We start from the raw sequence: 24,848 nt of genomic DNA on the forward strand, positions 1-24,848 counted from the left end.
CACACGTGGTCGACTTCGAAGTCAGTCCGCGAAGTTGACGGCCAACCATCCCCATGAAGAGATCTTTACTTATGTTTGCTGTCGACGCAAGCCTGAAAAACAGACAGCGCGTACCAATGCAACCGGTTTGCGGCATTGACGTCAGTCTCCGAAAGAGTCTTGATTCCAGCGGCCCGGCCGGGTGATTGCTTGCCCGCCGCGCAGAAACGCTCCGGTCGCTACCCCACCGAAGGTAGAGCAGCGCCGGAGCGTCAGTCCCACCCCGCCGCCCAGGGGCGGGGCAGGTGCGTCAGGTCAGCGGGCGATCTCGGTGACCCGGGACTCGCGGACCACCGTGACACGGATCTGACCCGGGTAGGTCAGCTCCTCCTCGATCTGCTTGGCCACGTCGCGGGCCAGCACTGCCGCCCCGATGTCGTCCACGTCGTCCGGCTTGACCATCACCCGGATCTCCCGGCCGGCCTGCATGGCGAAGACCTTGTCCACACCGAGCTTGCCGGCCGCGATCTCCTCGATCCGCTCCAGCCGCTTGACGTACGCCTCCAGGCTCTCCCGGCGCGCGCCCGGCCGACCACCCGAGCAGGCGTCGGAAGCCTGGGTGAGCACGGCCTCGATGGTCTGCGGGGGCACCTCGTTGTGGTGCGCCTCGATGGCGTGCACCACGTCCTCGTGCTCGCCGTACTTGCGGGCCAGGTCCGCGCCGATGATGGCGTGGCTGCCCTCCACCTCGTGGGTGAGCGCCTTGCCGATGTCGTGCAGGAACGCCGACCGCTTGATGATCGGCACGTCCAACCGCAGCTCGGCGGCCATGATGCCGGCGATGTGGGCGGTCTCGACCAGGTGCTTGAGCACGTTCTGCCCGTATGAGGTGCGGTAGCGCAGCCGGCCGAGCAGCGTCACCAGCTCCGGGTGGATCTCGGTGATGCCGACCTCGACCAGGGCGTCCTCGGCGGCGCGGAGGCAGAGCTGCTCCACCTCCTGCCGGGCCAGGTCGTAGACCTCCTCGATCCGGTGCGGGTGGATGCGCCCGTCCAGGACCAGCTTCTCCAGGGTCACCCGGCCCACCTCGCGACGGACCGGGTCGAAGCAGGAGAGCAACACCGCCTCGGGGGTGTCGTCGATGATCAGGTTGACGCCGGTCACCGACTCGAAGGCGCGGATGTTGCGCCCCTCCCGGCCGATGATCCGCCCCTTCATCTCGTCACCGGGGAGGTGCAGGACGCTGACCACGCTCTCCGCGGTCTGCTCGCTGGCGACCCGCTGGATCGCGTCCACCACGATGTGTCGGGCGCGCTGCTCGGCCGTGTTACGCGCGTCGGACTCGATGTCCCGCACGAGCAGCGCCGCTTCCCGCTTGGCAGACGTCTCGATGGCGTCGACCAACTCCAGTCGCGCGGAGTCGGCGGTGAGCCCGGCGATCCGCTCCAGCTCCCGGCGGCGCAGCTCCTCCGACTCGGTCAGCTCGGCCTCGCGCTGGGCGAGCGCGGCCTCCCGGGCGGCGAGGGCAGCCTTCGCGGCGGTGAGCTGCCGCTCCCGCTCGGCGAACCGCTCCACCTCCTCGGTGTGCATCCGCTCCCGCTCGTCCATCCGAGCTGCCCGACGTTCCACCTCGGCGGCCTGCTCCCGGGTGGTGGCGGCGAGCACCGCGACCTCCCGCTCGCCGCTGCGCCGGGCTGCCGTCCGCAGCTGCTCGGCGTCCGCCTCGGCCTGCTTGTGAGCGCGCTCCAGAACGGTGTCCGCCTCGGCCCGGGCGTCGTCGAGGACCCGCCGCGCCTCCGCGCGGGCCGCCTTCGCCTCGGCCTTCGCCGCCGCCGCCTCGGTACGGGCCGCTGCGGCCGCTGACTTCGCCACGTCGATCGTGCTGTTCGCCTCGTCGGCCGCGGTCCGCAGGGCAGCGAGGGACTGCTCCTGGCGGTCCTTCTCGGCGATGAAGGCGGGATCCTCCGGAGCCGGTGCGGCGCCCATCCGGCGCATGGTCCGGATGCCGACCAGCACGGCCCCGATCACCACCACCGCGAGGACGAGGACGGCCGCGAGGAGCACGACGTCGAACGCGTTCATGCCGGGACCCCGTCGGGTCTACCGATGAACCTGTGCCGCCGCCCCGCCATGGCCGCCTCCCCTAACGTCGAGACCGCAGCGACCGTGCCGGGGGCACACTCCTGCGGCTGTGGACGCCCGACCGGAGCGGCTGGCCGTGGGTAGCTTTCTCCGCCGGCGGTGCCCGTGGGCAGCGTCGGCGACCGGGTGCAGTTGTCGCAGAGTTCTGGACCGGCCTGTCCGGAACTGCCGCCAAAGGCCGCGGAGTCGGCCAAAGTGATGCTGTTCTGTTACGCGATCTATGTTGTGCGCTTAGCCTGCGCTGGTCGGGCAATGTGAGCCTGTATGGCGAGGCTAGGTCGCCGGGGGTGCTCTGGTCAAGGACTCATGATCAAACCCCCCGAACGGAGAGAAGTTGAACCGTCACCGAGTGCTGATATCACGCCGGACAGGAGGGGACAAACTCCGCGAGGCGTGCTGCCGCCTGGACGTGTCGGGCCTGCTCAGCGCCGTCCAGGGGGTTGTCGGACGGGGCCGACGACGAGCGAGGTGTGACCGATCCGTCTAACCCAGACGTCAGCTGGCGCCGGCCGCCACCGCTGCCACGACCAACGCCGCGTTGTCCGCGGCGGGTGAGCCGTCCGGCAGGCACACTGTGTCCTCGAGCCCGATTCGGGTGTCCAGACCCCGGCGTACCGCCTCGGCGAGGACCGGCCAGGTCGCCGGACCCTCGCCGTGCAGCAGCACCGACGGCGCGCCCGCCGGCAGCGCGGCGAGAATCCGGGAGGCGTCGGCCAACGCGACCGCCACGTCCTCGGCCATGCACTCGACCAGAACCCGCCCGGCCGGCACCCGCCACCGCCGGTACGCAGCGACCGCGTCGAGCGTCCACAGCCCTGCCTCGACGAGCACACCGCGCTCGTGCAGGGCAGCCGCGACCGCCTCGGCACCGGGCTCGTGCGCGTTGACCGAGGCGAAGTCGGGCAGCACCGGCCAGGCCCGGACGGCGGCCACGCGGGCAGCCGGGTCCGGCGAGATCCAGGTGCCGGTGCTCACCCCGACCGGCAGCCCCGGCCGAGCGGCACGGATCGCGGTCAGCGCGTCGGCGATCACCGCCGGCCGCAGCGACTCGGCGCCGGCCTCGTTGCGGGGATGGACGTGCACCGCCGCGACGCCGAGCGTCGCGCAGCGGGCCGCATCGGCGGCCAACTCCGCCGCCGTGAGCGGCACGGCCGGATGGGCCTTCCGGCCGTGCCCACCGTTCAGACATGCCTTCAACATCGGGCCCGCACCTCCATCGGGAGTCGCAGCGGACCGCTCACTCGACCAGACGGTTGTCGCGCTCCAACTCGCCCTCGGCGTCGGCGAGCGCGTCGGCGTCGATCTGCTCGGCGAACTCGGCCGCCTCGGCGCTCTGCGCGGCGAGCGCGTCCTTCACCGCCCGGATGGCCACACCAGGCGGGTAGCCCTTGCGGGCCAACATGCCCACCAGCCGGCGAAAGACCGCGTCCGGCTCGCCTCGGGCAGTGCGCAGCTTGCGCTCCACCAGGCCACGGGCGGTGTCCGCCTCGGTCTCCTCGTCCAGCTCACCCAGCGCCTCGGTGGCCACCTCGCCGTCCACACCCTTGCGGCGCAGCTCGTTGGCGAGCGCCCGGCGAGCGAGGCCGCGCCCGGCGTGCCGGCTGGACACCCAGGCCCTGGCGAACGCGGCGTCGTCGATGATGCCGACCTCGTCATACCGGTCGAGCACCTCGGCCGAGACCTCCTCGGAGATGCCCCGCTTGGCCAACGCCCCGGCCAGCTCGGCCCGGGTGCGAGGCCGGACGGCAAGCTGGCGCAGACAGATCTCGCGGGCCACCTCCGACTCGTCGCGCGGAGGGGCCGGAGACTCGACGGCGTCGGCCTCCTCGGACCGACCCCGGCGGCCTCGCCGAGGGCGGGGCGCATCGGTGGCGTCGCCCGTACGAGGCGGACTGGCATCCCAGCCCCGCCCCGTACGAGCGCGTCGTCCTGCCATGGGTCAGCGACCGGTCAGAAGTCGACCGGCGGCAGCTCCGGGCCACCGGCGGCGTCACCCGCGCCGACCCCGACGCCGAGCTTCTCCAGGATCTTCTTCTCGATCTCGGCGGCCACGTCTGGGTTTTCCTTCAGGAACTCCCGGGCCTTCTCCTTGCCCTGGCCGAGCTGGTCGCCGTCGTACGTGTACCACGCTCCGGACTTGCGGATGATCGCCTGCTCCACGCCGACGTCGATCAGAGAGCCCTCACGCGAGATGCCCTTGCCGTACATGATGTCGAACTCGGCCTGCTTGAACGGCGCGGCGACCTTGTTCTTCACGACCTTGACCCGGGTGCGGTTACCGACCACGTCGGTGCCGTCCTTGAGGCTCTCGATGCGTCGCACGTCGAGCCGGACCGAGGCGTAGAACTTCAGCGCCCGACCACCGGTGGTGGTCTCCGGGCTGCCGAACATGACGCCGATCTTTTCCCGCAGCTGGTTGATGAAGATCGCCGTGGTGCCGGTGTTGCTGAGCACACCGGTGATCTTCCGAAGCGCCTGGCTCATCAGCCGGGCCTGGAGGCCCACGTGGCTGTCGCCCATCTCACCCTCGATCTCGGCGCGCGGCACCAGCGCCGCCACCGAGTCGATCACGATGATGTCGATCGCGCCGGAGCGGATCAGCATGTCCGCGATCTCCAGCGCCTGCTCGCCGGTGTCCGGCTGGGAGACCAGCATCGCGTCGGTGTCGACCCCGAGGGCCTTCGCGTACTCCGGGTCGAGCGCGTGCTCGGCGTCGATGAAGGCGGCGATGCCGCCGAGTCGCTGGGCACTGGCCACCGAGTGCAGTGCCACAGTGGTCTTACCGCTGGACTCGGGGCCGTAGATCTCGACCACCCGGCCACGGGGCAGGCCGCCAATGCCGAGGGCCACGTCGAGCGCGATGGAGCCGGTCGGAATGATTGCGGTCTGGACGACCGGCCGGTCACCCAGCCGCATCACCGAGCCCTTGCCGAATTGCTTGTCAATCTGAGCGAGAGCAAGGTCGAGTGCCTTCTCCCGGTCAGGCCCTGCTGCCATGGTTGCCACCCCTGCCTTCGCCGGCGTCTTTGCTGAGCTTCGCGTCACGCGGACACGCTAGGCGCTAGGTCCGACAGAAAACCAGCCGACGGGCCGCGAGCTGTGGACGAGCACCCCGCTGTGGACAATAGCCGAACAGGTGTACGACTGGACAAGCGACACGCGGAGCCGGCAAAAAGGCTGCTCAGCGTAGTCGGGCGGGCACTCGATCGGGGTACGCGGCACAAACCGCCCGCCACACCACGTGCGTCTGCTCCCCCGATGCCAGGGCCTGCTCGATGGTCCGCCCGCCGAGCTGGGACAGCACCTGATCGCGGGCGATGCTGGCCGCGTAGCCGGGCCCGAACGCCTCGTCCAGCCGCGTCCAGAAGTCGGTCAGCCGCACAGTGATCAGCCCTCCTCGTCCGGTGCCCCGGTCGGCACCGGCCGCAACGCTAGCGCCACCAGGGGCGCCGCCGCGACCGCCGCGAGCAGGGTGAGCACGGGATATCCGGCGAACTGCATGACAAACCCGCTGACCACGGCGGCCCCGGCCCCGGCCAGCCCCATGATCAGGTCGGACAGCCCTTGGACGCTCGGCCGCACCTCGGCCGCCACCGACTCGGACAGCAGGGTCGAGCCGGCCACCATCGTCCCCGACCAGCCCAACCCGAGCAGGACCAGACCGACCGAGAGCCGAGGCGTGTGGTGCCCGGCGGTGCCGGCGACCGCGCAGGCGGCCAGCAGCAGCCCGACCCCGCCGAGGATCACCGCCCGTCGACCGAGCCGGTCGGTGAGCCAACCGACCACCGGGGAGAACGCGTACATGCCGGCGATGTGCAGGCTCAGCACGATGCCGACCAGCCGCAACACGTCGGCGTCGGCGTGCGACTCACCGAGCCGGACCGGAGTCATCGCCATCACCGCCACCATCACCAGGTGACCCACCGCCACGGCGGCGATGCCGAGTCGGGCGGCGGGCTGTCCGCGTACCACCGACCAGGCCGCACGCATCCCGGCGCCGCGCGGCGCGCGCACCGTGACCGGCGCGGCGGCCGGCGTCGCGCCGCCACCTGCCGCCGGTGCCTCGGCCGCCACGGCGGTCGCCGTCGCGTCGGCGGCCGGCGGCAGATCGGCGGCCGGCGCGTCGGCCGCCGCGAGCCGCCGCGCGGTGAGCAGCGGGTCGGGCCGGAGCAACCCGAGGAGTACGACGGCAGCCAGCACGAACGCCGCCGCGCTGAACGCGAACGGGCCGGCCAGCGGGGGCAACCCCCAGCCGGTGGTGACCCGGTCGGCCAGCGCGGCGAAGTTCGGCGCGGCCACCGCACCGATGGTGGTGGCCCAGACGATCAGGGAGAGCTGCCGCCCGCGACGGGCCGGCTCGGCGAGGTCCACGGCCGTGTAACGGGCCTGGAGGTTCGCGGCGGTGCCCCCGCCGAAGAGCAGCATGCCGAGGAAGAGCAGCGGCACCCAGCGGGTGGCCGCGGCCAGCACCACCAGCAGGCCGCCGACGGCGCCGACCGCGTACGCCAGCACCAGACCCGGCCGGCGGCCGTGCCGCGCCATGATCCGGGTGACCGGGACGGCGAGCAGCGCGGCACCGACCACCCCGGCGCTCTGCGCGACACCGGCCACCGCGGTCCCGGCGATCCGTGCCGCGAGCAGCGCGCCCACGGCGATGCCGATGGTCACGCCGATCCCGCCGATGATCTGGGTGGTGAAGAGCAGCCGCAGGGTACGCCGCTGGATCGACGCGACGTCGGGTCGGGCGGCGGTACGCGGCGCGGTCAGGTCGGTCGCCATCGGCGCTCCTGTCGGAAGGGGTGACTCATCCTCGCGCACACGCACCGACCAGCGGCAGTGGGTTTTGCCGACAGCCGAACCCGGTCCGGCCGCGCACGCCCCGTCGCGCCGGAACGGGGTCGCTCCCGACGCGGCCCACGCCTATGGTGCCCGGGTGAGCGATGCCGGGGTGTTGGTGGTCGAGCGGTTCAACGCGGCGTGGCACCGGGGCGACCTGGCCGCGGTGTCGGCCTGCCTCGCCGAGGACGTGACCTACGGTCCGAGCGCCTGGGACGGGCCGGCGGTGACCCTGCGGGGTCGGGACGCGGTGTGCCGCGCCTTCGCCGACCAGCTCGGCCCTGGGCCGACCCTCGCAGCGGTCCGGTCGGCCGGCGACCGGGTCCTGTGCGAGTGGAGCTGGCCGCCGGCGGAGGACGGGACGGTGCTGCGCGGAGTGGATCTCTATCTGGTCGAGGATGGTCTGATCGCCGCCAAGGACGTGTTCAGCAAGATCACGGCAGGCGACTGAGCCGCCCTACCCACGCGATCCCGGCGCTTCCGGTGGGTTGGGCGCGGCCAGCAGGGACGTCAGCCGACGGATCCGGGTCAGGGTGCGTGCGGCGACGGCCACACTGACGGCGGCGACCACGCCGAAGATCACCGCGAAGCCCTCGTTGTCGGCGGCGAACAGAGCGAGCAGGACCAGCCCGAGGCAGATGCCCAGAATGGCCAGCAGCGCCGCCCAGGTGGCCCGCCGCTGTCCGGCGAGATAGCCGGGCAGCTCGGCCCGCGCCACGCCGTCCTCGGGCACGGTGGCGGTACGCACCGCCTCGCGCAGTGCGTACCCCTCGGGATCGCGCCGGGCGGCCTGCTCGCCCGCCATCCGCCGGCTCAGGTAGACCGCGGGACCGATCCAGACGGCATTCAGCGCGGCACCCAGCACGGCCTCGTCAAGTGATTCCTGGCGGTCGAAGAGCCAGCGCACCGGCAGCCCGATGAGCACTGTCGTCGGCACCCAGTAGACGGCCATGAGCTGCAAGCCGGGCGCCCGCTCGAAGAACCGCTTCCATCTCCCGCGACGCCCGGCGGCCGCAGCGGGCGCACCCGCCCGGCGCTCCACGTTGTCGACATCCATCGACCCCCGTTACCCACCCACGCGATCCGCGACGCTCAGTCAATCTTGGACAGTTTCCGTTCCGCGCTGACGGAAACTGTCCAAGATCTGGACGGCGCACGGCTGGGTCGGTCAGCTCGCCATCACCCGCTGGTGCAGCGCGGAGACCGCCGAACGCGCCGCCACGAACGCGCCGTGCTGCCAGGCCACCTCGTGGCTGAGCCAGTCCCCGGCGAAGTAGACCCGCCCGGCCGGCTGGAGCAGCAGGTTGTAGCCGGCTGTGCCGTACCGGGGTGACGTCCAGGCGCCCTCGATGTAGCGGGTCCGGTCCCAGGCGTGGGAGTACGAGGTGACCAGCTCACTGCGGTACTTGTCACCGTGGATCTTCACACCCTGGCTGATCGCGCGCTCGCTGCGCTGCTCCGGCGTGAGTCCGCTGTACGCCCTGGCGTTCGCCCCGGTGTTGTAGTAGCCGACGACCAGGCCGCGCTTCCCGTGGAAGCCGTAGGACGGATACCAGATGTGCGACAGGTCCAGGTCGGTCTCGGTGATGCCGCCGTAGATCCGCTGATCGGTCTCCCACCAGCGGCTGCGGTATTCCAGGCCGATCTTTCCGGAGGCCGTGACCGGGAAGTCGGCCAGGGCCGCGGTCACCGCCGTGCCGAGATTGTGCGGTACGCGGGCCATCAGGTGCGGCGGTAGCGCCGCCACGCAGTAGTCGGCGGTGATCTGCGACTGCCGGCCGCCCTGCCGGTAGGTCACCTCGACCTGACTGCCCCGGTCGGTCACCCCGGTGACCTCGGCGTTGAGTCGGATCCGGTGCGGGCCAACCGCGCGGGCCAGGGCTCGGGGGATCTGGTCCATCCCGCCGACCGGCTGGAACATCAGCATGGCCTGGTCGTAGCCGAACTCGAAGGAGAAGTACCGGCCGATGTTGCTGGCGAACACGTCGGAGAGTGCCGGTGGCGTACCGAGCGGGCTCCCCACGTCGTTGCCCGCCCCCGGATAGGCGAGGTAGCCGCGACGGTTCGTCCCGGTGTAGGCCCAGTCGCTGGTCCGTCCGCCGATCGCGCCGAAGCTCTGCAGGAACGACAGCAGCCGGTCACGGTCCTCGGTGGTGAGCCGGGCGTCCAGCGCGCCCTGGTCGGTGGCCTTGGCGAGCAGTTCCGAGACGTAGCCGTACACGTCGGCCTTGGCGGTGCGGTACCGGACCGGCTCGGTCATCCCGGCGGACTCGTTGTAGATCCAGGCGTCGGCGTTCTGATTGGTGAAGACCTCGATGGGTACGCCCAACTCCCGGCAGTAGTCCATCGTGACCATCCACTGTGCGATGCGGCCCGGCCCGGCGTTGAAGTAGACCCCGTCGGAGAAGTTGGACCGCTGGGTGCGTCCGTCGAGGTCGGTCTCGACGTCGCCGCCCCGAATGGTCAGGTTCCGCCCACCGACGCGGTGCCGCGCCTCCAGGATCGTGCAGTGGTAGCCCGCCTTGCCCAACTCGTACGCAGTGGTGAGCCCGGCGATGCCGCCGCCGAGCACGACCACGCTGGCGCCCGACCGTCCGGTGAGAGTGAAGTCGGACCGCTCCGGCGGCCGGAAGGCTGGGGTGACCGACGCCGCCGCGCTGGGGGCCAGCCCCATGGCGCCCATCGTGGCAAGCATCGCTCCGGCGCCACCGCTGATTCCGACGGTACGCAGGAACCCACGCCGGCTGACCATCGACTGCGTCTGATCGCTCATAACGGCCTCCCCTACAAGATCGACTCGCATGAGTCTGCAGAGGATCTGTTACGCCGTTCACGCATCGCCGTTTCCGGCGGGTATCGCCTCGCGGCCCGACCCGGGCGGCAGTTTCCGCCAACCCGGGACGGGGCGGCTGCGTTTCGCGGCTCGGGCCGGGGCGGTGGCGTCTCGGCGGGCTCCGGGCAGGGCGGCTTGCGGTCGCCGGTCAGCCGGGCAGGGCGCGGGTCACGACGGTCAGGTCGGCGACCAGGCCCTCGTACGCCTTGTCCTGGTCGTCGGCCCGCAGGACGGCGGACGGGTGGATGGTGGCCAGCAGCCGAGCCTGCGGCACGTCGGCCCGCTTTCCGGCGTTGTCCACCGGCACCTGCTCGAAGTCCGCGGGGTGTTGGGCCGACTCCGGCCAGGGCAGCAGCTCACCCCGCTGTCGGGTGACCCGGAAGGACGGGCCGAGCAGGGCCTTGGCGGCGGTCGCGCCGAGCACCACCACGATCTCCGGGCGCAGCCGGGCGAACTCGGCGACCAGCCAGGGGCGGCAGGCGGTGATGTGCGCCTGGTCCGGGGTCTGGTGGATCCGCCGCTTGCCGCGCAACTCAAAGCGGAAGTGCTTTACGGCATTCGTCAGGTAGAGGTGACCCGGGTCCAGCCCGGCGTCGTCGACCGCGCGGCGCAGCAGGCGTCCGGCCGGACCGACGAAGGGCAACCCCTTCTGGTCCTCCATGTCGCCGGGCTGCTCGCCGACGAGCACCACGCGGGCGCTCTCGTCGCCCCGACCAAAGACCGTCTGCGAGGCGTCCCGGTACAGCTCGCAGCCCCGGCAGCCGCCGGCGGCGGTGCGTAGGTCGTCGATGGTGTCGGCGTCGGGCGGGATGAACCGCTGGGCACCCGGAGCACTCTCGGCCATGCCGACTGTTATATACCCGTTCGATGCTCGCCGCCGGATACGCCCCGGTGCCCCGGCCGCTCAGGGTCAGTACCCGTTGCCGCCCCCATCGCCGCCGGACGCGATCGCGATCAGCACGATGACGATGATGATGATCGCCACCGCCACCGCGATCCAGATCCCCTTACGAGCCCCACCAGAAGCCATGTCCCCCACCTCCAGGCGCCCGCATACCCGTCCCGGCCGTCCCGAATCCCCGCGATGTCCTACTTTCTGCCCCGACCAACGTGCACAGGTCTGACATTTCACCTACGCAAACTGCAAGATCGCGGGCGCCGGGGTTGGGGGTCAGGTGGGGAAACCCTGGGAGGGGGGTGGGTTTTCGGCTTGGGCCAGGGCGGCGGCCAGCGGGACCAGGTCGGCGGTGTCCAGGGAGCTGACGGTGATGCGCAGGGCGGGCGGAGCGGCGATCCGGTAGAGCGCGCCGGGGGCCACCGCCCAGCCGGCGTCGCGGAGCGCGGTCACCGTGCTGGTCTCGTCCGCGACCGGCAACCAGACGTTGATGCCGCTGCGACCGTGTGCGCTCAGACCGTGCGCGGCCAGCGCGGCGAGCAGCCCTTCGCGGCGCTGCTCGTAGCTCTGCGCCGCCCGCTGCACCAGCTCGGTGACCGCCGGGTCCCGCCACAGGGCGAGCACCAGGCGTTGCAGCACCGTGGAGACCCAGCCGGCGCCGACCCGGGTACGGCCGCTCACCCGGGCCACCGTCGTCTCGTCGCCGACCAGCACCGCCATCCGCAGGTCCGGGCCGAAGGGCTTGCTCACCGAGCGGACGAAGGCCCAACTCGCCGTCGCGCCAGCGAGCGGGTGCAGGGGTACGCGGGCCAGTTCGGCCGCGTGGTCGTCCTCGATCAGCAGCAGGTCCCGTCGGCCGGCGAGCAGCGTCCGCAGCTCCTCGGCGCGGGCCGCGGAGACGGCGGCACCGGTCGGATTCTGCGCCCGGCTGGTCACGATCAGCGCCCGCGCTCCGGCGGCGAGCGCTGCGGCCACCCCGGCGACCAACGGCCCCTCGTCGTCCACAGGTACGCCGATCGGGCGCAGACCCAGCGCGGCGACGAGGTCGAGCAGGTTGGCCCAGCCCGGGTCCTCGACGGCCACCGCGTCGCCGGGGCGCAGGTGGGCGCCGAGCAACCGCTCGATGCCGTCCAGCGCGCCGCCGGTGAGCGTCAAGTCCCCGGCCGGTACGCCGTCGGCGCGCAGCCGGGCGCGGGCCACGTCGGCCAGTTCGGGCAGCACTCCGGCATCGGAGTAGCCGACCGACGGGCCGTTCTCGGTGGCGAGCGCCGCCAGGTGCGGGCCCAGCGGGGGCAGCAGACGGGGATCGGGTTCACCCCGGGACAGGTCCCGGGCACCGGGCAACGGTGGGGGGCGCAGCGCGGAGCGGCGGGCGGCCACCGGTGGGCGGGGGCGTACCCGGGTGCCGTGCCGACCGGCGGTGGCGAGCAGGCCACGCTGGCGTAGCTCCTGGTAGGCGCGGGCGACGGTGGCGGGGCTGACCCCCAACTCGGCGGCGAGCGCCCGGACGGGCGGCAGGGCGGCCCCCGGCGACAGGGCGCCGGTACGGATGCCCGACTCGATGCTGGCCGAAATCTCGACGGCTGTCGTACCGGTGAGCTGATAGTGTGCTGACACAAATAAGAGATTGTACTAGAACAAAGGGGCGTGCGCATGTATCCACCCACCGCCCGGACCACACCCCACCGCTCCCGCGACAAGATGAGCTACGACCAGGCCGCCGCCCACGCCGTGCTCGACGAGGCGTACGACTGCGCACTCAGCTTCGTCGTCGACGGCCAGCCACGGGTGCTGCCCACCCTGCACGTCCGCATCGGCGACACGCTCTACCTGCACGGCTCCACCGGCAGTCGGCCGCTGCTCGCCGCTCGATGCGACGACGGGTTGCCGGTCTGCGTCGCGGTGACGGTGCTCGACGGGCTGGTCTACGCGCGCTCCCAGTTCCACCACAGCGCCAACTACCGCTCGGTCGTCGCCCACGGCTCCGCCCGGCTGGTCACCGACGAGCGGGAGAAGCTCGCCATGCTCACCGCGCTGGTCGAGAAGGTCGGCGCGGGGCGCAGCACCGCCACCCGTCCACCCAGCCGTCGCGAGCTGGCCGAGACCGCCGTACTGGCGCTGCCACTGCGCGAGGTGTCCGTCCGGGCCCGCGCCGGCGGGGTCCGCGAGGACGAGGCCGACCTTGACCTGCCGCACTGGGCCGGCGTGCTGCCGCTGCGACTGACCGCCGGGGCACCCGAGCCGGACGCCGGGGTCACCGCGCCGCTGCCGGCGTACCTGCGGACGCCCCGCACGCCCTGGCACGACCCGGTGCCGCTGCACGGCGAGCACGTTCGGCTGGAGCCGCTGGAGCTGGCGCACGCCGACGAGTTGCACGCCGCCACCGCGGACCCGGAGGTGTGGCGGCACCTCAGCGTCGCGCCGCCCACCGCCCCCACCGAAACCGCCGAGGTGATCGGCACCGCACTGGCCGCCCAGCACCGGGGCGAGCGGGTGGCCTGGGTGCAGCGGTGCGCGACGACCGGGGCGGTGGTGGGCAGCACCTCCTACTACGACATCGACCCGGAACGGCGGGCGGTGGCGATCGGGCACACCTTCCTCGGCCGGCCCTGGTGGCGTACCGGGATCAACACCGAGGCGAAGCTGCTGCTGCTCAGTCGGGCCTTCGACGACCTGGGCGCGGTACGGGTCGCCTGGCACACCGACATCCGCAACGTTCGCTCCCAGGCGGCCATCGAACGGCTCGGCGCGACCCGGGAGGGGGTCCTGCGGATGCACCGGCAACGCCCGGACGGCTCCTGGCGGGACACCGTGCAGTACGCGATGACCGTCGACGAGTGGCCGAACGCACAGGCCAGGCTGCGAGAAAGACTTCTGCGGACGGCACCGGTGGCGTGATGATGGCGGGCGTGCTGGGGATCACCGACATCTGGACGTACGTGCTGGGCACCGTGGCCATCATCCTGCTGCCCGGGCCGAACTCACTCTTCGTGCTCTCCACCGCGGCCAAACGAGGCGTCGCGGTCGGCTACCGGGCCGCCGGTGGCGTGTTCGTCGGCGACGGGGTGCTGATGTTCCTCTCCGCCGCCGGGGTGGCGTCGCTGCTCAAGGCGTACCCGCCGCTGTTCATGGTGATCAAGTACGCCGGTGCCGCGTACCTCGGCTATGTCGGGGTGACCATGCTGCTCGGCGCCGTGCGGCGCTGGCGCGACCGCAACGACCCGAACACGCCGCGGCTCATCGACGCCGCGGAGCCGGCAGCGATGCGCAGCCCGTTCCGCAAGGCGCTGGTGATCAGCCTGCTGAACCCGAAGGCGATCCTGTTCTTCATCTCGTTCTTCATCCAGTTCGTCGACCCCGGTTACGCCTGGCCGGCGCTGTCGTTCCTGCTGCTCGGGCTGATCGCGCAGGTGACCAGCGCGCTCTACCTGACCGCGTTGATCTTCGCGGGCACCTTCCTGGCCGCCCAGTTCCGCCAACGCCGTCGCCTGGCGGCCGGTGGCACCACCGCCGTGGCCGCCCTCTTCCTGGCCTTCAGCCTCAAGCTGGCCACCGCCAGCGCCGGCTAACCCGCCCCCGCCCGCCGCGATCTTGCACTTTCGGTGGTCGAAACGCGCACTCTGAGCCGTTTTGTCGCCGCAGAAAGTGCAAGATCGCGGGGATGAGAGGGCGGGTCAGGTGCCGTCGCCGCCGGAGCCGCCGCCTCCTACGCCGGCGCCGCCGGCAGTGCCGCCCAAGCCGTAGCCCGATTGGATCGGCTCGTCGGGATGGCGGCTGACGTGGGCCGACCCGGCGATCTGCGCGGACCAGTCGGCGTGCGCGGCCGCGGCGGCGTGCCGGTTGATCGCCTGGCGGATCCAGCCGTCCACAGTGGCGACCCAGTCCCGCCGGTCGGCGTCCTCGTGCCAGATCCGGAACCGGCTGATGCTCTGGTGGGTGATTCCGGCCAGCGCCAGCCGGCGATCCATCCAGAGGATCGCCTCCAGGCCCGCCGAGTTGGTCACGAAGATCACCTCCAGCTCGGTGATCGGGCCGGCGTAGAGCGGCCCCACCCAGTAACCCCAGCGCTGGTGCAACGGCAGCGTGTGCTCCACCCCCGGCAACCCGCCCTCCACCAACCCGGACTGGCGGATCATGAAGCCGAGCGTGTCCAGCGCCGCCAGCACGTGCTGCTGGGTGGGGATCGGATGCACGAAGACCGGCACCATTGCCCCCTGGTCCAGGTCGGGGTCGAGCGACACCTCGGTCCGCAGGCCCATCCGCAGGCTCAGCAGCGGCACCCCACCGAAGGTGGTCACCGGGGTCTCCCACGGCAGCGGGAACGCGAAGTCGACCGCCCGCCGTCGACCGGCCGGTACGACGAACCGGCCGGCGATCGGCAGGTGATGGAACTGCACGAGACGTCGGGCCGCGTTCGGGTCGTCCGGCTCGACGGTGGTGACGAGGCCGAGCCGGATGTGCCGCACCAGCACGTCCTCCGGGCCGGCCGCGACTGTCACCCGCCCAGGCAGGCGCAGGCCCGGGCGGGTACTCGGGTTGGGCAGCGTGGTCTGCACGGACAGCCCGGTGCCACCGGACTCCGGGGACACTCCCGTCAACCGCACCGCGCGCCCCCTCCCGGGACGGGGCCCCGCCGGCCCCACCAGGCGCGCCTACCCGGTCGGGGTCGGCTCAAGCCCGCCCGCGCGTGCCGAGCGGAGGCTGCCATGCCGAGCGTTGACCCGGCCGCACGTCGTCAGTGCGGCCGGGTCGACAGGTCAGCGCAACCGACGCCCGCGCGGAACCGTGTCGGTCTCGTCGTCGAACTCCCCGATGACCTCCTCCAGGAGGTCCTCCAGGGCCACGAAGCCGATCGGCCGGGCCGGGCCACCGCCGTTGCGGACCAGCGCGAGCTGTGACTGCCGGGCCCGCATCGCCGCCACCGCCTCGGTGACCGAGGACGTCGCGGGCAGGGTGAACGCGGGGGTCATCAGCTCCCCGGCGCTGGCGATCCGGCCGGTGGTGACCACCCGTACCGCCTCCCGGACGTGCACGAGCCCGCACACGTCGCCCGCCTCGTCGAGTACCGCGAGCCGGGATCGGCCGCTGTCCCGGCTGACCTCCTCGATCCGCTCGGCCGGGTCGTCCCGGCGGACGGTGACCATGGTGGCGAACGGTTCCATCACCTGCGCCACCGACGTGCCCTGCAACTCCAGCATGCTGGTCAGCAGTTGGTGCTGCTCGGCACCGAGCAGCCCGTGCTCTCGGGACTGCTCCAGCAGGATCCGCAGCTCGTCCGGGCCGTGCACCTGGGCGAGCTGATCCTGCTGGTTGACGCCGACCAGCCGCAGGATCGCGTTGGCCAAGGCGTTCAGCGCGGAGAGCACCGGCCGGGAGACCCGGGCGAAGGCGCGGAACGGCAACGCGAGCAGCGTCGCCGAGCGCTCCGCGTCGGTGATCGCCCACGACTTCGGTGCCATCTCCCCCACCACCAGGTGCAGGAAGGTCACCACCCCGAGGGCGAAGACCAGAGCGATCAGGTGACTGGCCGCGTCCGGTATGCCCACCGCGTGCAGCAGAGGGCTGAGCAGGTGCTCGATCGCCGGCTCGGCCAGCGCGCCGAGGCCCAGGGTGCACAGCGTGATGCCGAGCTGCGCGCCGGCCAGCATCAGCGACAGCTCGCGGACGCCATCCAGCGCGGCCCGGGCCGCCCGGCCACCGTTCGCCGCCGCCTGCTCCAGGCGGTAGCGCTTGCTGGCCACCAGGGCGAACTCGGCGGCCACGAAGAACCCGTTCAGCGCCAGCAGGATCACCGAACTGAACAGCGCGATCCCGGGGCTCATGCGGTCACCTCGGGTTTGGTCAGCTGCAACCGCACCGAGTCGGCCACGTGCCGGTCCACGGCCAGCACCTCGACCAGCGCCCGAGGCTCCGTCTCGTTGTCCTCGCCGTCCGCCCCCTCGGGTTGCAGGCTGATCTCCAATCGGTCACCGACCTCGGGCACCCGGCCCAGTTCCCGCATCACCAACCCGGACAGGGTGTCGTACTCGGGGGCCTCGGGCAGGGCGATGCCGGTGCTGTCGGCGACCTCGTCGATCCGCCAGCGGGCCGGCACCACCCAGGACCCGTCGTCCTGCCGGGCCGGTGCCCGCTCCGGTGGGTCGTCCTCGTCGCGGATCGGGCCGACCAGTTCCTCGGCGATGTCCTCCAGGGTGATGACGCCGGCGAAGCCGCCGTACTCGTCGACCACGCACGCCATCTGCCGGTGCCCGGACCGCAGGCGGTCGAGCACCGTGGGCAGGGGCAACGTCTCCGGTACGAGCAGCGGCGGCCCCGCCACCGCGCTCACCGGGGTGGTGGCCCGCTCCCCCGGGGGTACGCCGAGCACGTCGGCGATGCCGACGATGCCGAGCAGGTCGTCGACGCCCTCCGCACCGCGTACGGGGAAGCGGGAGTGGCCGGTGTCCAGCAGCTCGACCACCCGGCTCACCGGTTCGTGCGCCCGGACGGTGTGCACGTCGACGCGCGGCACCATGGCCTCACCGGCGGTCAGTTCGCGGAAGTCCAGACCTCGGTCGAGCAGCGTGGACATCTCGGCGTCGAGGCTGCCCTCCTCGCGGGACTCGGCGATGATCTGTTCGAGGTCCGCCGGGGTGGCGCCGCTGGGCAGCTCCTCGATCGGCTCGATGCCGATGCGGCGCAGCAGCCGGACCGAGGCCCGGTCGAAGAGCCGGATCAGCGGCCCGGCGACGGCGAGGTAGATCAGGGTGGAGCGGCTCAGCGCCCGGGCCAGTTGCTCGGCCCGGGCGATGGCCAGGTTCTTCGGGGCCAGCTCACCGAGGACCATCTGCACGATGGTGGCGATGACCAGGGCCAACGCCACCGACAGCGGCAGGCTGACCGCCTCGCTGACGCCGGCCAGGCCGAGCAGGTCGGCGAGACCACCGCCCAGGTACGGCTCGGCGACGTAGCCGACCAGCAGCGCGGTGACGGTGATGCCGAGTTGGGCACCGGAGAGCATGAAGGAGAGCCGGCTGGTGACGGTCAGGGCCCGGGCGGCGGCCTGATCGCCGTCATCGGCAAGCTGGCGCAGCTTGCCCCGGTCCACGGCGACATAGCCGAACTCCTGCGCCACGAAGTAGCCGGTGGCGGCAGTGAGAAGAATTATCAGAAGGAGACCAACGACGATCAACACGGGTCGCTCAGGGCTCCCGGGGTCGTCGGTACGGGGATATGCCGGGCACGACCCGGCTGGCTACTGCTGCCCTCCTGGGCAGAAGAGTCGATCATGCCGTCATTTTATCGGCGCTGGCTGGGACTCCGCTGGGGGTGGGCCGAAGGAGCGGAACGTCCGGTTCAGCGAGCGCCGTCGGTGGTCACGCCGGCCCCGCCGCCTGGCGGTCGTCACGCCGTCCCCGCCGGCCCCGCCGGCCCCGCCGGCCCGCCGCCTGGTCCGCGGTCGGCCAGCTCGTCGGCGTCGAGCAGGCTCCGGTCGAGCCGCCCCGACCGGTACGCGGCCCGCCCGATCATCTGCGCGGCCACCGGCGCGGTCGCCAACTGGAAGACCGCCACCAGCAGGATCATGCCCAGGTCCGCCGGGGACCGCAGCCGCAACGCGATGCCCAGCAGCAGCAGGAGCACCCCCAGCACCTGCGGCTTGGTGGCCGCGTGCATCCGGGACAGCGCGTCCGGGAAACGCAGTACGCCGATCCCGGCGGCCAGGGCGAGCAGCGCGCCGGCCACCAGACACCCGGCGCCGAGCCAGTCCGCGATCGTCGCGATCACTGCTGCTCCCGGACGGCGAAGCGGACCAGCGACACCGAGCCCACGAAGCCGAGCAGGGAGAGCACCACCAGCACTGGCAGCGTGGTGGCGTGCCGGTTGACCGCCGCCTCGGCGCCCACCGCGCCGACCATCGTGGCGAGCAGCATGTCCGCGGCGATCACCCGGTCCACCAGCGACGGGCCACGGTAGAGGCGGGCCAGCGCGAGGAGCGCGGTGACCGACAGCAGTGCGGTGAGGACGACGGCCAGGAAGGTGGTCACGGGCGGGTTCCCTTCTCGGGTGAGGTGACGTCGAGTCGGCGCAGTTCGGTGGTGGAGCCGACCGCGCGGACGATTCGCCGCTCGACGGCGAGCGTGCGGGCCCGGGCCGCGTCAAGGTCGCCGGGGCCGTGGGTGTCCAGGACGTGCAGGTAGAGCGTTCCGGAGTCCCGGTCCACCTCGAGGATCAGCGTGCCCGGCACCAACGAGACCGCCTCGGCGGTGAGCGCCAGGTTCAGGTCGGTGGACACCCGCAACCGCACCGCGATGATCGCCCCGCGCGGTCGGTAGCCGGGCTGCACGGCGATCCGGGCGACGTGCAGGCTCGCGCTGACCAACTCGACGGCGAACCGGCCCGCGAACACCAGCAGCGCCCACGGTCGCAACCGACCACCGAAGCTGACCGCCGGCAGCGGGTAGAACACCAGCACTGCCGCACCCACCAGCAGGCCGCCGACCAGGTTGGCCCAGTTGATGTCGCCCCAGAGCAGGGTCCAGACCACCACCAGCCACCCGAGCGCCACCGCCTGGTCCCGCCAGCGCCCGAGCCGGCCCCGCCCCACGACCCCGGTCCCGGTGGTGTCGGGAGCCGGCTCCGGGGAGCCGGTCACGGCACACCGCCCGGCAGCACGGCACGGACGTACGGGGTCCGCAGCCGCAGGTCCTCGGCCGCGTCGGCGGTGACGTCGAAGAGCGGACCGGCCAGCACCGTCAACGCCAGCCCGATGGCGACCAGGGCCACCGTGGCGCCCACCATCAGCCTCGGCAACTGGACGACCGGCTCGCTGGTGGCCAGCCGGGGCGCGCGCCAGAAGGCGATGTTCCACACCCGGGACGCGACGTACAGGGTGAGCAGGCTGGTCAGCGTGCCGGCCGCGACCAGCACCCCGGGCAGCGGCCCGCCGGCCGCCACCCCCGCCTGGAGCAGGCCGAGTTTGCCGAGGAAACCGGAGAACGGTGGCACTCCGGCGAGATTCATGGCCGGGATGAAGAAGAGGACACCCAGCAGCGGCGCCACCCGGGCCAGCCCGCCGATACGACGCAGGTCGGTGCTGCCGGCGCGCTCCTCGACCAGCCCGGCGACGAGGAACAGAGTGGTCTGGATGGTGATGTGGTGCACCACGTAGAAGATCGCGCCGGAGAGGCCGGCGACGGTGCTCAACGCCACCCCGAAGATCATGTAGCCGATGTGACTGACCAGTGTGAACGAGAAGAGTCGCTTCAGGTCGGACTGGGCCACCGCACCGAGGATGCCGATCACCATGGTCAGCCCGGCGACGACCATGAGCAGGATGTGGGCACGCCCACCGGGGAACAGCAACGTCTCGGTGCGGATGATCGCGTAGACGCCCACCTTGGTGAGCAGACCCGCGAAGACGGCGGTGACCGGGGCCGGCGCGGTGGGATAGCTGTCCGGCAGCCACGCCGACAGGGGAAAGACCGCCGCCTTGATCGCGAAGGCCAGCAGCAACATCAGCTCCAGGGCCAGCCGGACACCGTCGGGCAGGTCGTCGAGGCGCTGGGCGAGCTGGGCGAGGTTGAGCGTGCCGGTGGCCGCGTACACCAGACCCACCGAGGTCAAGAAGATCATCGAGGAGAGGATGCTGACCACCACGTACGTCGACCCGGTCCGGATCCGGGTCTCGGTGCCCCCCAGGGTGATCAGCACGAAACTGGCGGCCAGCAGGATCTCGAACCCGACGAAGAGGTTGAACAGGTCACCCGCCAGGAACGCGTTGGTGACGCCGGCGGTGAGCACCAGGTACGTCGGGTGGAAGATCGACACCGGCGAGCTTTCGCTGGTGTCGCTGCGACCCTGGCCGATCGAGTACAGCAGCACGCAGAGGGTCACCGCCGAGGAGACCACGAGCATCAGCGCGGCCAGTTGATCGGCCACCAGGACGATGCCGACCGGCGCCGGCCACCCCCCAACCGCCACCACCACCGGCCCGTGCCGGTACGCCTGCACCAGCAGCAGCACCGCCACCGTGAGCGTGCCGCTCAGACACAGCACGCTGATCGCGCGCTGGATTCGGGGCTTCCCGGCCAACAGCAGGGTCAGCGCCGCACCGAGCAGCGGCACCACCACCGGCAGCGGCACCAGGGCATGCGTCACGACTCGTCCCCGCGTCGTAACCGGCGGCGGGCCGGCTCGGGATCGACCTGTTCCGGGTCACCGTTCGGGCCCTCCCCACCACGATCGGCCGCACCCACCTCGTTGCGCCCGGCCCGGCGGATGATCTGCCGGTCCTCCAGGTCGTCGGGCACCTCGTCGTCGCCGGAGAGATACCAACTGCGGTACGCCACCGCGAGCAGGAACGCGGTGAACCCGAAGGTGATCACGATGGAGGTCAACACCATCGCCTGCGGCAGCGGGTCACTCATCCGCTCCACCGGGCCCGTGCCGACGATCGGCGCCCCGCCGGACCGCCCGCCCAACAGGATCAACAGGTTCACCCCGTTGCCGAGCATGACCACGCCCAGCAGGATCCGGGTCAGGCTGCGCTCCAACAGCAGGATCACCCCGCACCCGACCAGCACCGCGACGGCCAGCACCAGCACCAACGTCGGCCCCGCACCGCTCCGCGTCACAGTGCTACCTCTGTTCGCGACTGCGGGGCTCGCAAACCCGGCTCACTCCTCGCGCTCACGCCCGGTCCCCCTTGTCGACGGCCAACCCGCCGGTGGCCGTCCCGGTGGCCTCGATGTGCCGGTCCACCTCGGCACCGAGGCTGCGCAGGATGTCCAGCACCAACCCGATCACGACCAGGTACACGCCGATGTCGAAGAAGAGCGACGTGACCAGATGGGCGTCGCCGACCAGTGGCAGGGACCGGTCGACCTTCGCGCTCTCCAACACCGACCCGCCGACCAGCAACGCCACCACGCCACTGCCCACCGCCATGGCCAGCCCGGCGCCGAGAATCGCGCCGGCGCCGATCGGGGCCGCCTCGGTCAGCTCGTACCGGCCGCCGGCCAGGTAACGCACCACCAGGGCGAGACCCGCGACCAGCCCGCCGGCGAACCCGCCACCCGGCGCGTTGTGCCCGGAGAAGAGCAGGAACAGCGAGAACAGCACCACGGTGTGGAAGATCAGCCGGATGACCACCTCCAACACGAGCGAGCGGCGCTCCTCGTAGAGGGTGGGGCCTCCGCGCAGCCAGACCGGCCGGTCGCGTCCACCCACCCCCTGCTCGGAATCGGGCCGGCGTGGCCGAGGCCCGGTGCGGGAGCGCTCGAAGATCAGGCTGGCCACCCCGGTCGCGGCCACCACCAGCACCGCCAGCTCGCCCATCGTGTCCCAGGCCCGGATGTCGACAAGTGTCACGTTGACCACGTTGCGGCCGTACCCGTGCGCCACCGCCAGGTCGGGGAAGGCGGCGGAGATGTCGGGTGCCCGGCGGGCGCCGACGGCGGTGAGGGCCAACCCGGCGGCCACCACCCCCGCCGCCACCCCGATCACCCGACGGGCCCAACGGGTACGGCGCAACGGGCGGGCCGAGAACCGCTCCGGCAAGCGACGCAGGACCAGCACGAAGACCGCGATCGTCGACGTCTCCACCAGAAACTGGGTCAGCGCCAGGTCGGGCGCTCCGTGCAGCACGAACAACATCGCCGTGCCGTAGCCGGTCATGCCCACCAGCAGCATCGCGGTCAACCGGCGACGGGCACCGACCGCCAGCACCGCCGCCACCGTGATCACCAGGACGACCACCGGTTGCAGCGCGCTGTCCCAGAGCGGAATCCGCGCCCGCCAGGGACTGGCGGAGAGCATCGCCGCACCCGGCACCAGCACCAGGGTCACCAGGATGATGCCCAGATACTGCGGCAGTGAGCCACGCTGGGTCGCGCCGGTGACATCGATGGCCAGCCGGTCGAACCGGCCGATGACCCACTCGTACCCCTGGTTTCCACCCACCGGTGACCGGAACCGGGCCAGCACCGGGGCGAGCGGCCCACGCACGGCGAAGAGCAGGCCGCCGCCGACGAGCGCCAGCACGGACAGGCCGAGCGCCGGGGTCGGCCCGGCCCAGAGCGCCAGGTGCGCGTCGACCCCACCGAGCAGATCGGCGTACGGGCGCAGCAGGTCGTCCAGCACGCTCGCGGCCGGACCGGCGAGCAGACCGACACCGGCGAGCACCGCGGGCGGGACCAGCAGCGACGCGGCGATCGGCCCCGGCGGGACCGGCGCCACACCCGGCCGGTCGGCGAACGCGCCCCAGAGGAAGCGGGCGCTGTACGCGACGGTGAGAACCGTCCCGGTGACCAGTCCGGTGAGGAGCACGGGCTGGTCGGTGAACGCCCCGAACACCGCCTCCTTGGCCACGAAGCCGACCAGCGGCGGCACACCGGCCATCGACGCCGCGGCCAGCACGGCGATCACGAACAGCGGCCGGGACCAGTGCCGCAGCCCGGACAGCTCGCGCAGGTCACGGGTGCCGGCACCGTGGTCGATGATGCCGACGACCAGGAACAGCGCCGCCTTGAACAGGGCGTGCGCCAGCAGCATCGCGGTGCCGGCCAGCGCGGCGTCCGGGGTGCCCGAGCCGGTCACCGCCACCAGCAGGCCGAGCTGACTGACCGTCCCGTACGCCAGCAGCAGCTTGAGGTCGGTCTGGCGCAGCGCTGCCCACCCGCCGAGCAGCATGGTCGCCACGCCGGCGACCTGCACCACCGGCCGCCACGGGCCGACCGTGGCGAGCACCGGGGCGAGCAGCCCGACCAGGTAGACGCCGGCCTTGACCATGGCGGCGGCGTGCAGGTAGGCGCTGACCGGCGTGGGCGCCGCCATCGCCACCGGGAGCCACGAGCTGAACGGCAGCACCGCCGACTTGGACAGCGCGCCGGCCAGGATCAGCAGCACGGCGCCCACCAGGTATCCGCCGCCGGGCAGCGGCTGCGCGCTGATCTCCGACCAGCGGTAGGTGCCGGCGTGCTCGCCCAGCATGATGAAGCCGACAAGCATGGCGAGGCCGCCCAGCGTGGTGACTGTCAACGCCTGCGCCGCCGCCCAGCGGCTGGACCGCCGTTCGGTGCTGTGCCCGATCAGCAGGTACGAGAAGATCGTGGTCAGCTCCCAGCCGACGTAGAGCAGCAGCAGGTCGTCGGCGAAGACCAGGACGAGCATCGCGCCCGCGAACGCGACAAGGACCGCGGCGAACTGCGCCAGCCCGACGGAACCGGCGCCGAAGTAGCGGGCGCTGTAGACCAGCACCAGCGCGCCGACGCCGCCGATCAGCAGCGTCATCAGCCAGGACAGGGTGGTGAGCCGGAACGCGAGGTCGAGGCCCAACTGCCGGATCCACGGGTACGTCTCGACCACCGCCCCACCGTCGGCGACGGCCGGGGTGCGCGCCACCGCCCAACAGAACGCGGCGGCCGGCGCGAGCGCCAGCGGGTAGCAGGCGCGCGGACCCCACCAGTGGACGAACAGGGGCGCGGCGAGGGCCGCCACGAGGTGGAGGATGAGCAGTACCAGCACCTGCGCTCCCGATCGACATGGCCGACGCCCGTGGCAGCGGTGGCGCCTAGCAGCGATCAGACGCCAGTTCCTCCCCCGCCGGGCGGTTTTGCCAGAATTCGCCCGCCCAACCCCAGCGGGGCTGGGCCTTGTTAGCGCAGCAGGGCGTTGTTGAGGGGTTGCGCGTCGTCGGGGGTTGGGTGGTCGCGGCGTAGCTCGGTCAGCAGGTCGAGGCGGCCGAGTTGGCGGGCGACCCGGTCGACCACCCGCGCGGCGGCGGTCAGCGACCGCACCGACAGCAGGCGGCCACGGCTCTCGCGACGGAGCACGAAGTAGTGCACGGCGACGCGGACCTGACCCCGGTCGGCGGCACTGGCCTGGGCGGTGCAGAGAACCATCTCGCGCAGGCAGTGGGCGAGGCGTTCGGCGAGCTCGAGCTCGGGGCCGTGCAGGCCGGCGCGGAGCGCGGCGAGGTGGCTGTCGACCTTGCGAATCAGCACGTCGGTGCCCGGTTCGACGGTGCGCTGCTCGCCGGCCATCAAATCCCCTCACCCCGGTTCGCGTTGTGAGTGAAGTTACTTTATGTTGCTCCTTAGAAGCAAGCAGTTAAGTGAGACTTAACGTATTAAGCGCACGTTCCACGCTTTTTGCCTTTAGCTGGCTCATTCCGTCGTGAGGTCG

The 24,848-nt window shown here is 72.0% G+C and carries 23 protein-coding genes; 3 read left to right on the forward strand and 20 right to left on the reverse strand.

The window, feature by feature from the left end:
- Nucleotides 1–294: 294 nt before the first annotated feature.
- The 6 genes from rny to OG598_RS19240 form a co-directional block, all read right to left on the reverse strand.
- The gene (gene rny / locus OG598_RS19215; protein ID WP_266303357.1) at nucleotides 295–2,061 is read right to left on the reverse strand and encodes a ribonuclease Y; all 1,767 of its coding nucleotides are present in this window, start codon (nucleotides 2,059–2,061) and stop codon (nucleotides 295–297) included.
- Between the two features lie 555 nt (nucleotides 2,062–2,616).
- Nucleotides 2,617–3,321 (reverse strand): 3-keto-5-aminohexanoate cleavage protein, encoded by a 705-nt coding sequence (locus tag OG598_RS19220; protein WP_328650453.1) that lies wholly within the window; start codon nucleotides 3,319–3,321, stop codon nucleotides 2,617–2,619.
- A 37-nt stretch (nucleotides 3,322–3,358) separates the two neighbouring features.
- Nucleotides 3,359–4,057 (reverse strand): regulatory protein RecX, encoded by a 699-nt coding sequence (locus OG598_RS19225; RefSeq protein WP_210786003.1) that lies wholly within the window; start codon nucleotides 4,055–4,057, stop codon nucleotides 3,359–3,361.
- Nucleotides 4,058–4,071: 14 nt separating this feature from the next.
- A complete protein-coding gene (gene recA, locus OG598_RS19230; protein WP_053656326.1) occupies nucleotides 4,072–5,118 on the reverse strand; it encodes a recombinase RecA in 1,047 nt (348 codons plus the stop codon).
- A gap of 184 nt (nucleotides 5,119–5,302) precedes the next feature.
- A complete protein-coding gene (locus OG598_RS19235; protein ID WP_030489422.1) occupies nucleotides 5,303–5,503 on the reverse strand; it encodes a DUF3046 domain-containing protein in 201 nt (66 codons plus the stop codon).
- A gap of 5 nt (nucleotides 5,504–5,508) precedes the next feature.
- Entirely contained in the window at nucleotides 5,509–6,900 is a 1,392-nt protein-coding gene (locus OG598_RS19240; protein WP_328650454.1) for an MFS transporter, read from the reverse strand.
- Between the two features lie 154 nt (nucleotides 6,901–7,054).
- Here OG598_RS19240 and OG598_RS19245 point away from each other — a divergent pair, with 154 nt between their 5' ends.
- Entirely contained in the window at nucleotides 7,055–7,408 is a 354-nt protein-coding gene (locus tag OG598_RS19245) for a nuclear transport factor 2 family protein (RefSeq protein WP_328650455.1), read from the forward strand.
- Between the two features lie 6 nt (nucleotides 7,409–7,414).
- Here the strand turns inward: OG598_RS19245 and OG598_RS19250 are convergent, their stop codons facing one another.
- The 4 genes from OG598_RS19250 to OG598_RS19265 form a co-directional block, all read right to left on the reverse strand.
- Complete coding sequence (locus OG598_RS19250; protein ID WP_328650456.1) at nucleotides 7,415–8,014, reverse strand: hypothetical protein; 600 nt, start codon at nucleotides 8,012–8,014, stop codon at nucleotides 7,415–7,417.
- Nucleotides 8,015–8,125: 111 nt separating this feature from the next.
- The gene (locus tag OG598_RS19255; RefSeq protein WP_328650457.1) at nucleotides 8,126–9,730 is read right to left on the reverse strand and encodes a flavin monoamine oxidase family protein; all 1,605 of its coding nucleotides are present in this window, start codon (nucleotides 9,728–9,730) and stop codon (nucleotides 8,126–8,128) included.
- A 208-nt stretch (nucleotides 9,731–9,938) separates the two neighbouring features.
- The gene (locus OG598_RS19260) at nucleotides 9,939–10,634 is read right to left on the reverse strand and encodes a UdgX family uracil-DNA binding protein (protein ID WP_328650458.1); all 696 of its coding nucleotides are present in this window, start codon (nucleotides 10,632–10,634) and stop codon (nucleotides 9,939–9,941) included.
- 327 nt (nucleotides 10,635–10,961) lie between these two features.
- Nucleotides 10,962–12,302, reverse strand: a complete 1,341-nt coding sequence (locus OG598_RS19265) for an aminotransferase class I/II-fold pyridoxal phosphate-dependent enzyme (protein WP_328650459.1) — start codon at nucleotides 12,300–12,302, stop codon at nucleotides 10,962–10,964.
- A gap of 36 nt (nucleotides 12,303–12,338) precedes the next feature.
- On the opposite strand from OG598_RS19265, the gene OG598_RS19270 reads away from it, so the two are divergent.
- Together OG598_RS19270 and leuE are read left to right on the forward strand one after the other, a co-directional pair.
- Nucleotides 12,339–13,583, forward strand: coding sequence for a bifunctional pyridoxamine 5'-phosphate oxidase family protein/GNAT family N-acetyltransferase (locus OG598_RS19270; protein ID WP_328650460.1), 1,245 nt, complete (start codon nucleotides 12,339–12,341; stop codon nucleotides 13,581–13,583).
- Entirely contained in the window at nucleotides 13,583–14,254 is a 672-nt protein-coding gene (gene leuE, locus OG598_RS19275) for a leucine efflux protein LeuE (RefSeq protein ID WP_328650461.1), read from the forward strand. Before OG598_RS19270 ends, leuE begins: the two co-directional genes overlap by 1 nt.
- 105 nt (nucleotides 14,255–14,359) lie before the next feature.
- Here leuE and OG598_RS19280 read toward each other — a convergent pair whose 3' ends face one another.
- The 10 genes from OG598_RS19280 to OG598_RS19325 form a co-directional block, all read right to left on the reverse strand.
- Entirely contained in the window at nucleotides 14,360–15,289 is a 930-nt protein-coding gene (locus OG598_RS19280) for a sporulation protein (protein WP_328650462.1), read from the reverse strand.
- Between the two features lie 153 nt (nucleotides 15,290–15,442).
- The gene (locus OG598_RS19285; protein WP_328650463.1) at nucleotides 15,443–16,507 is read right to left on the reverse strand and encodes a hemolysin family protein; all 1,065 of its coding nucleotides are present in this window, start codon (nucleotides 16,505–16,507) and stop codon (nucleotides 15,443–15,445) included.
- A complete protein-coding gene (locus OG598_RS19290) occupies nucleotides 16,504–17,859 on the reverse strand; it encodes a hemolysin family protein (protein ID WP_328650464.1) in 1,356 nt (451 codons plus the stop codon). The genes OG598_RS19285 and OG598_RS19290 overlap by 4 nt, the downstream gene beginning before the upstream one ends.
- A 209-nt stretch (nucleotides 17,860–18,068) precedes the next feature.
- Nucleotides 18,069–18,446 carry a monovalent cation/H(+) antiporter subunit G gene (gene mnhG / locus OG598_RS19295; protein WP_328655376.1) on the reverse strand — a complete coding sequence of 126 codons (378 nt, stop codon included), beginning with the start codon at nucleotides 18,444–18,446 and terminating at the stop codon, nucleotides 18,069–18,071.
- Nucleotides 18,446–18,709, reverse strand: coding sequence for a monovalent cation/H+ antiporter complex subunit F (locus OG598_RS19300; protein WP_030489433.1), 264 nt, complete (start codon nucleotides 18,707–18,709; stop codon nucleotides 18,446–18,448). Before OG598_RS19300 ends, mnhG begins: the two co-directional genes overlap by 1 nt.
- Nucleotides 18,706–19,317, reverse strand: coding sequence for a Na+/H+ antiporter subunit E (locus OG598_RS19305; protein WP_328650465.1), 612 nt, complete (start codon nucleotides 19,315–19,317; stop codon nucleotides 18,706–18,708). The genes OG598_RS19300 and OG598_RS19305 overlap by 4 nt, the downstream gene beginning before the upstream one ends.
- Nucleotides 19,314–20,822, reverse strand: coding sequence for a Na+/H+ antiporter subunit D (locus tag OG598_RS19310; protein WP_328650466.1), 1,509 nt, complete (start codon nucleotides 20,820–20,822; stop codon nucleotides 19,314–19,316). The genes OG598_RS19305 and OG598_RS19310 overlap by 4 nt, the downstream gene beginning before the upstream one ends.
- Nucleotides 20,819–21,298, reverse strand: a complete 480-nt coding sequence (locus OG598_RS19315) for a Na(+)/H(+) antiporter subunit C (RefSeq protein ID WP_328650467.1) — start codon at nucleotides 21,296–21,298, stop codon at nucleotides 20,819–20,821. Before OG598_RS19315 ends, OG598_RS19310 begins: the two co-directional genes overlap by 4 nt.
- Nucleotides 21,299–21,353: 55 nt before the next feature.
- Complete coding sequence (locus tag OG598_RS19320; protein WP_328650468.1) at nucleotides 21,354–24,188, reverse strand: Na+/H+ antiporter subunit A; 2,835 nt, start codon at nucleotides 24,186–24,188, stop codon at nucleotides 21,354–21,356.
- Between the two features lie 131 nt (nucleotides 24,189–24,319).
- Nucleotides 24,320–24,706, reverse strand: coding sequence for a hypothetical protein (locus tag OG598_RS19325; RefSeq protein WP_328650469.1), 387 nt, complete (start codon nucleotides 24,704–24,706; stop codon nucleotides 24,320–24,322).
- Between the last annotated feature and the right edge of the window lie 142 nt (nucleotides 24,707–24,848).

This window comes from Micromonospora sp. NBC_00330 (genome assembly GCF_036136635.1).
Taxonomy (GTDB): Bacteria; Actinomycetota; Actinomycetes; order Mycobacteriales; family Micromonosporaceae; genus Micromonospora; species Micromonospora salmantinae.

Bases quoted from the DNA above. Each gene is read 5' to 3' on its own strand.
- recA (WP_053656326.1), bottom strand. From the start codon at position 5,118: ATGGCAGCAGGGCCTGACCGGGAGAAGGCACTCGACCTTGCTCTCGCT.
- OG598_RS19220 (WP_328650453.1), bottom strand. From the start codon at position 3,321: ATGTTGAAGGCATGTCTGAACGGTGGGCACGGCCGGAAGGCCCATCCG.
- rny (WP_266303357.1), bottom strand. From the start codon at position 2,061: ATGAACGCGTTCGACGTCGTGCTCCTCGCGGCCGTCCTCGTCCTCGCG.
- leuE (WP_328650461.1), top strand. From the start codon at position 13,583: ATGATGGCGGGCGTGCTGGGGATCACCGACATCTGGACGTACGTGCTG.
- OG598_RS19285 (WP_328650463.1), bottom strand. From the start codon at position 16,507: ATGAGCCCCGGGATCGCGCTGTTCAGTTCGGTGATCCTGCTGGCGCTG.
- OG598_RS19260 (WP_328650458.1), bottom strand. From the start codon at position 10,634: ATGGCCGAGAGTGCTCCGGGTGCCCAGCGGTTCATCCCGCCCGACGCC.
- OG598_RS19325 (WP_328650469.1), bottom strand. From the start codon at position 24,706: ATGGCCGGCGAGCAGCGCACCGTCGAACCGGGCACCGACGTGCTGATT.
- OG598_RS19255 (WP_328650457.1), bottom strand. From the start codon at position 9,730: ATGAGCGATCAGACGCAGTCGATGGTCAGCCGGCGTGGGTTCCTGCGT.
- OG598_RS19240 (WP_328650454.1), bottom strand. From the start codon at position 6,900: ATGGCGACCGACCTGACCGCGCCGCGTACCGCCGCCCGACCCGACGTC.
- OG598_RS19225 (WP_210786003.1), bottom strand. From the start codon at position 4,057: ATGGCAGGACGACGCGCTCGTACGGGGCGGGGCTGGGATGCCAGTCCG.
- OG598_RS19270 (WP_328650460.1), top strand. From the start codon at position 12,339: ATGTATCCACCCACCGCCCGGACCACACCCCACCGCTCCCGCGACAAG.
- OG598_RS19250 (WP_328650456.1), bottom strand. From the start codon at position 8,014: ATGGATGTCGACAACGTGGAGCGCCGGGCGGGTGCGCCCGCTGCGGCC.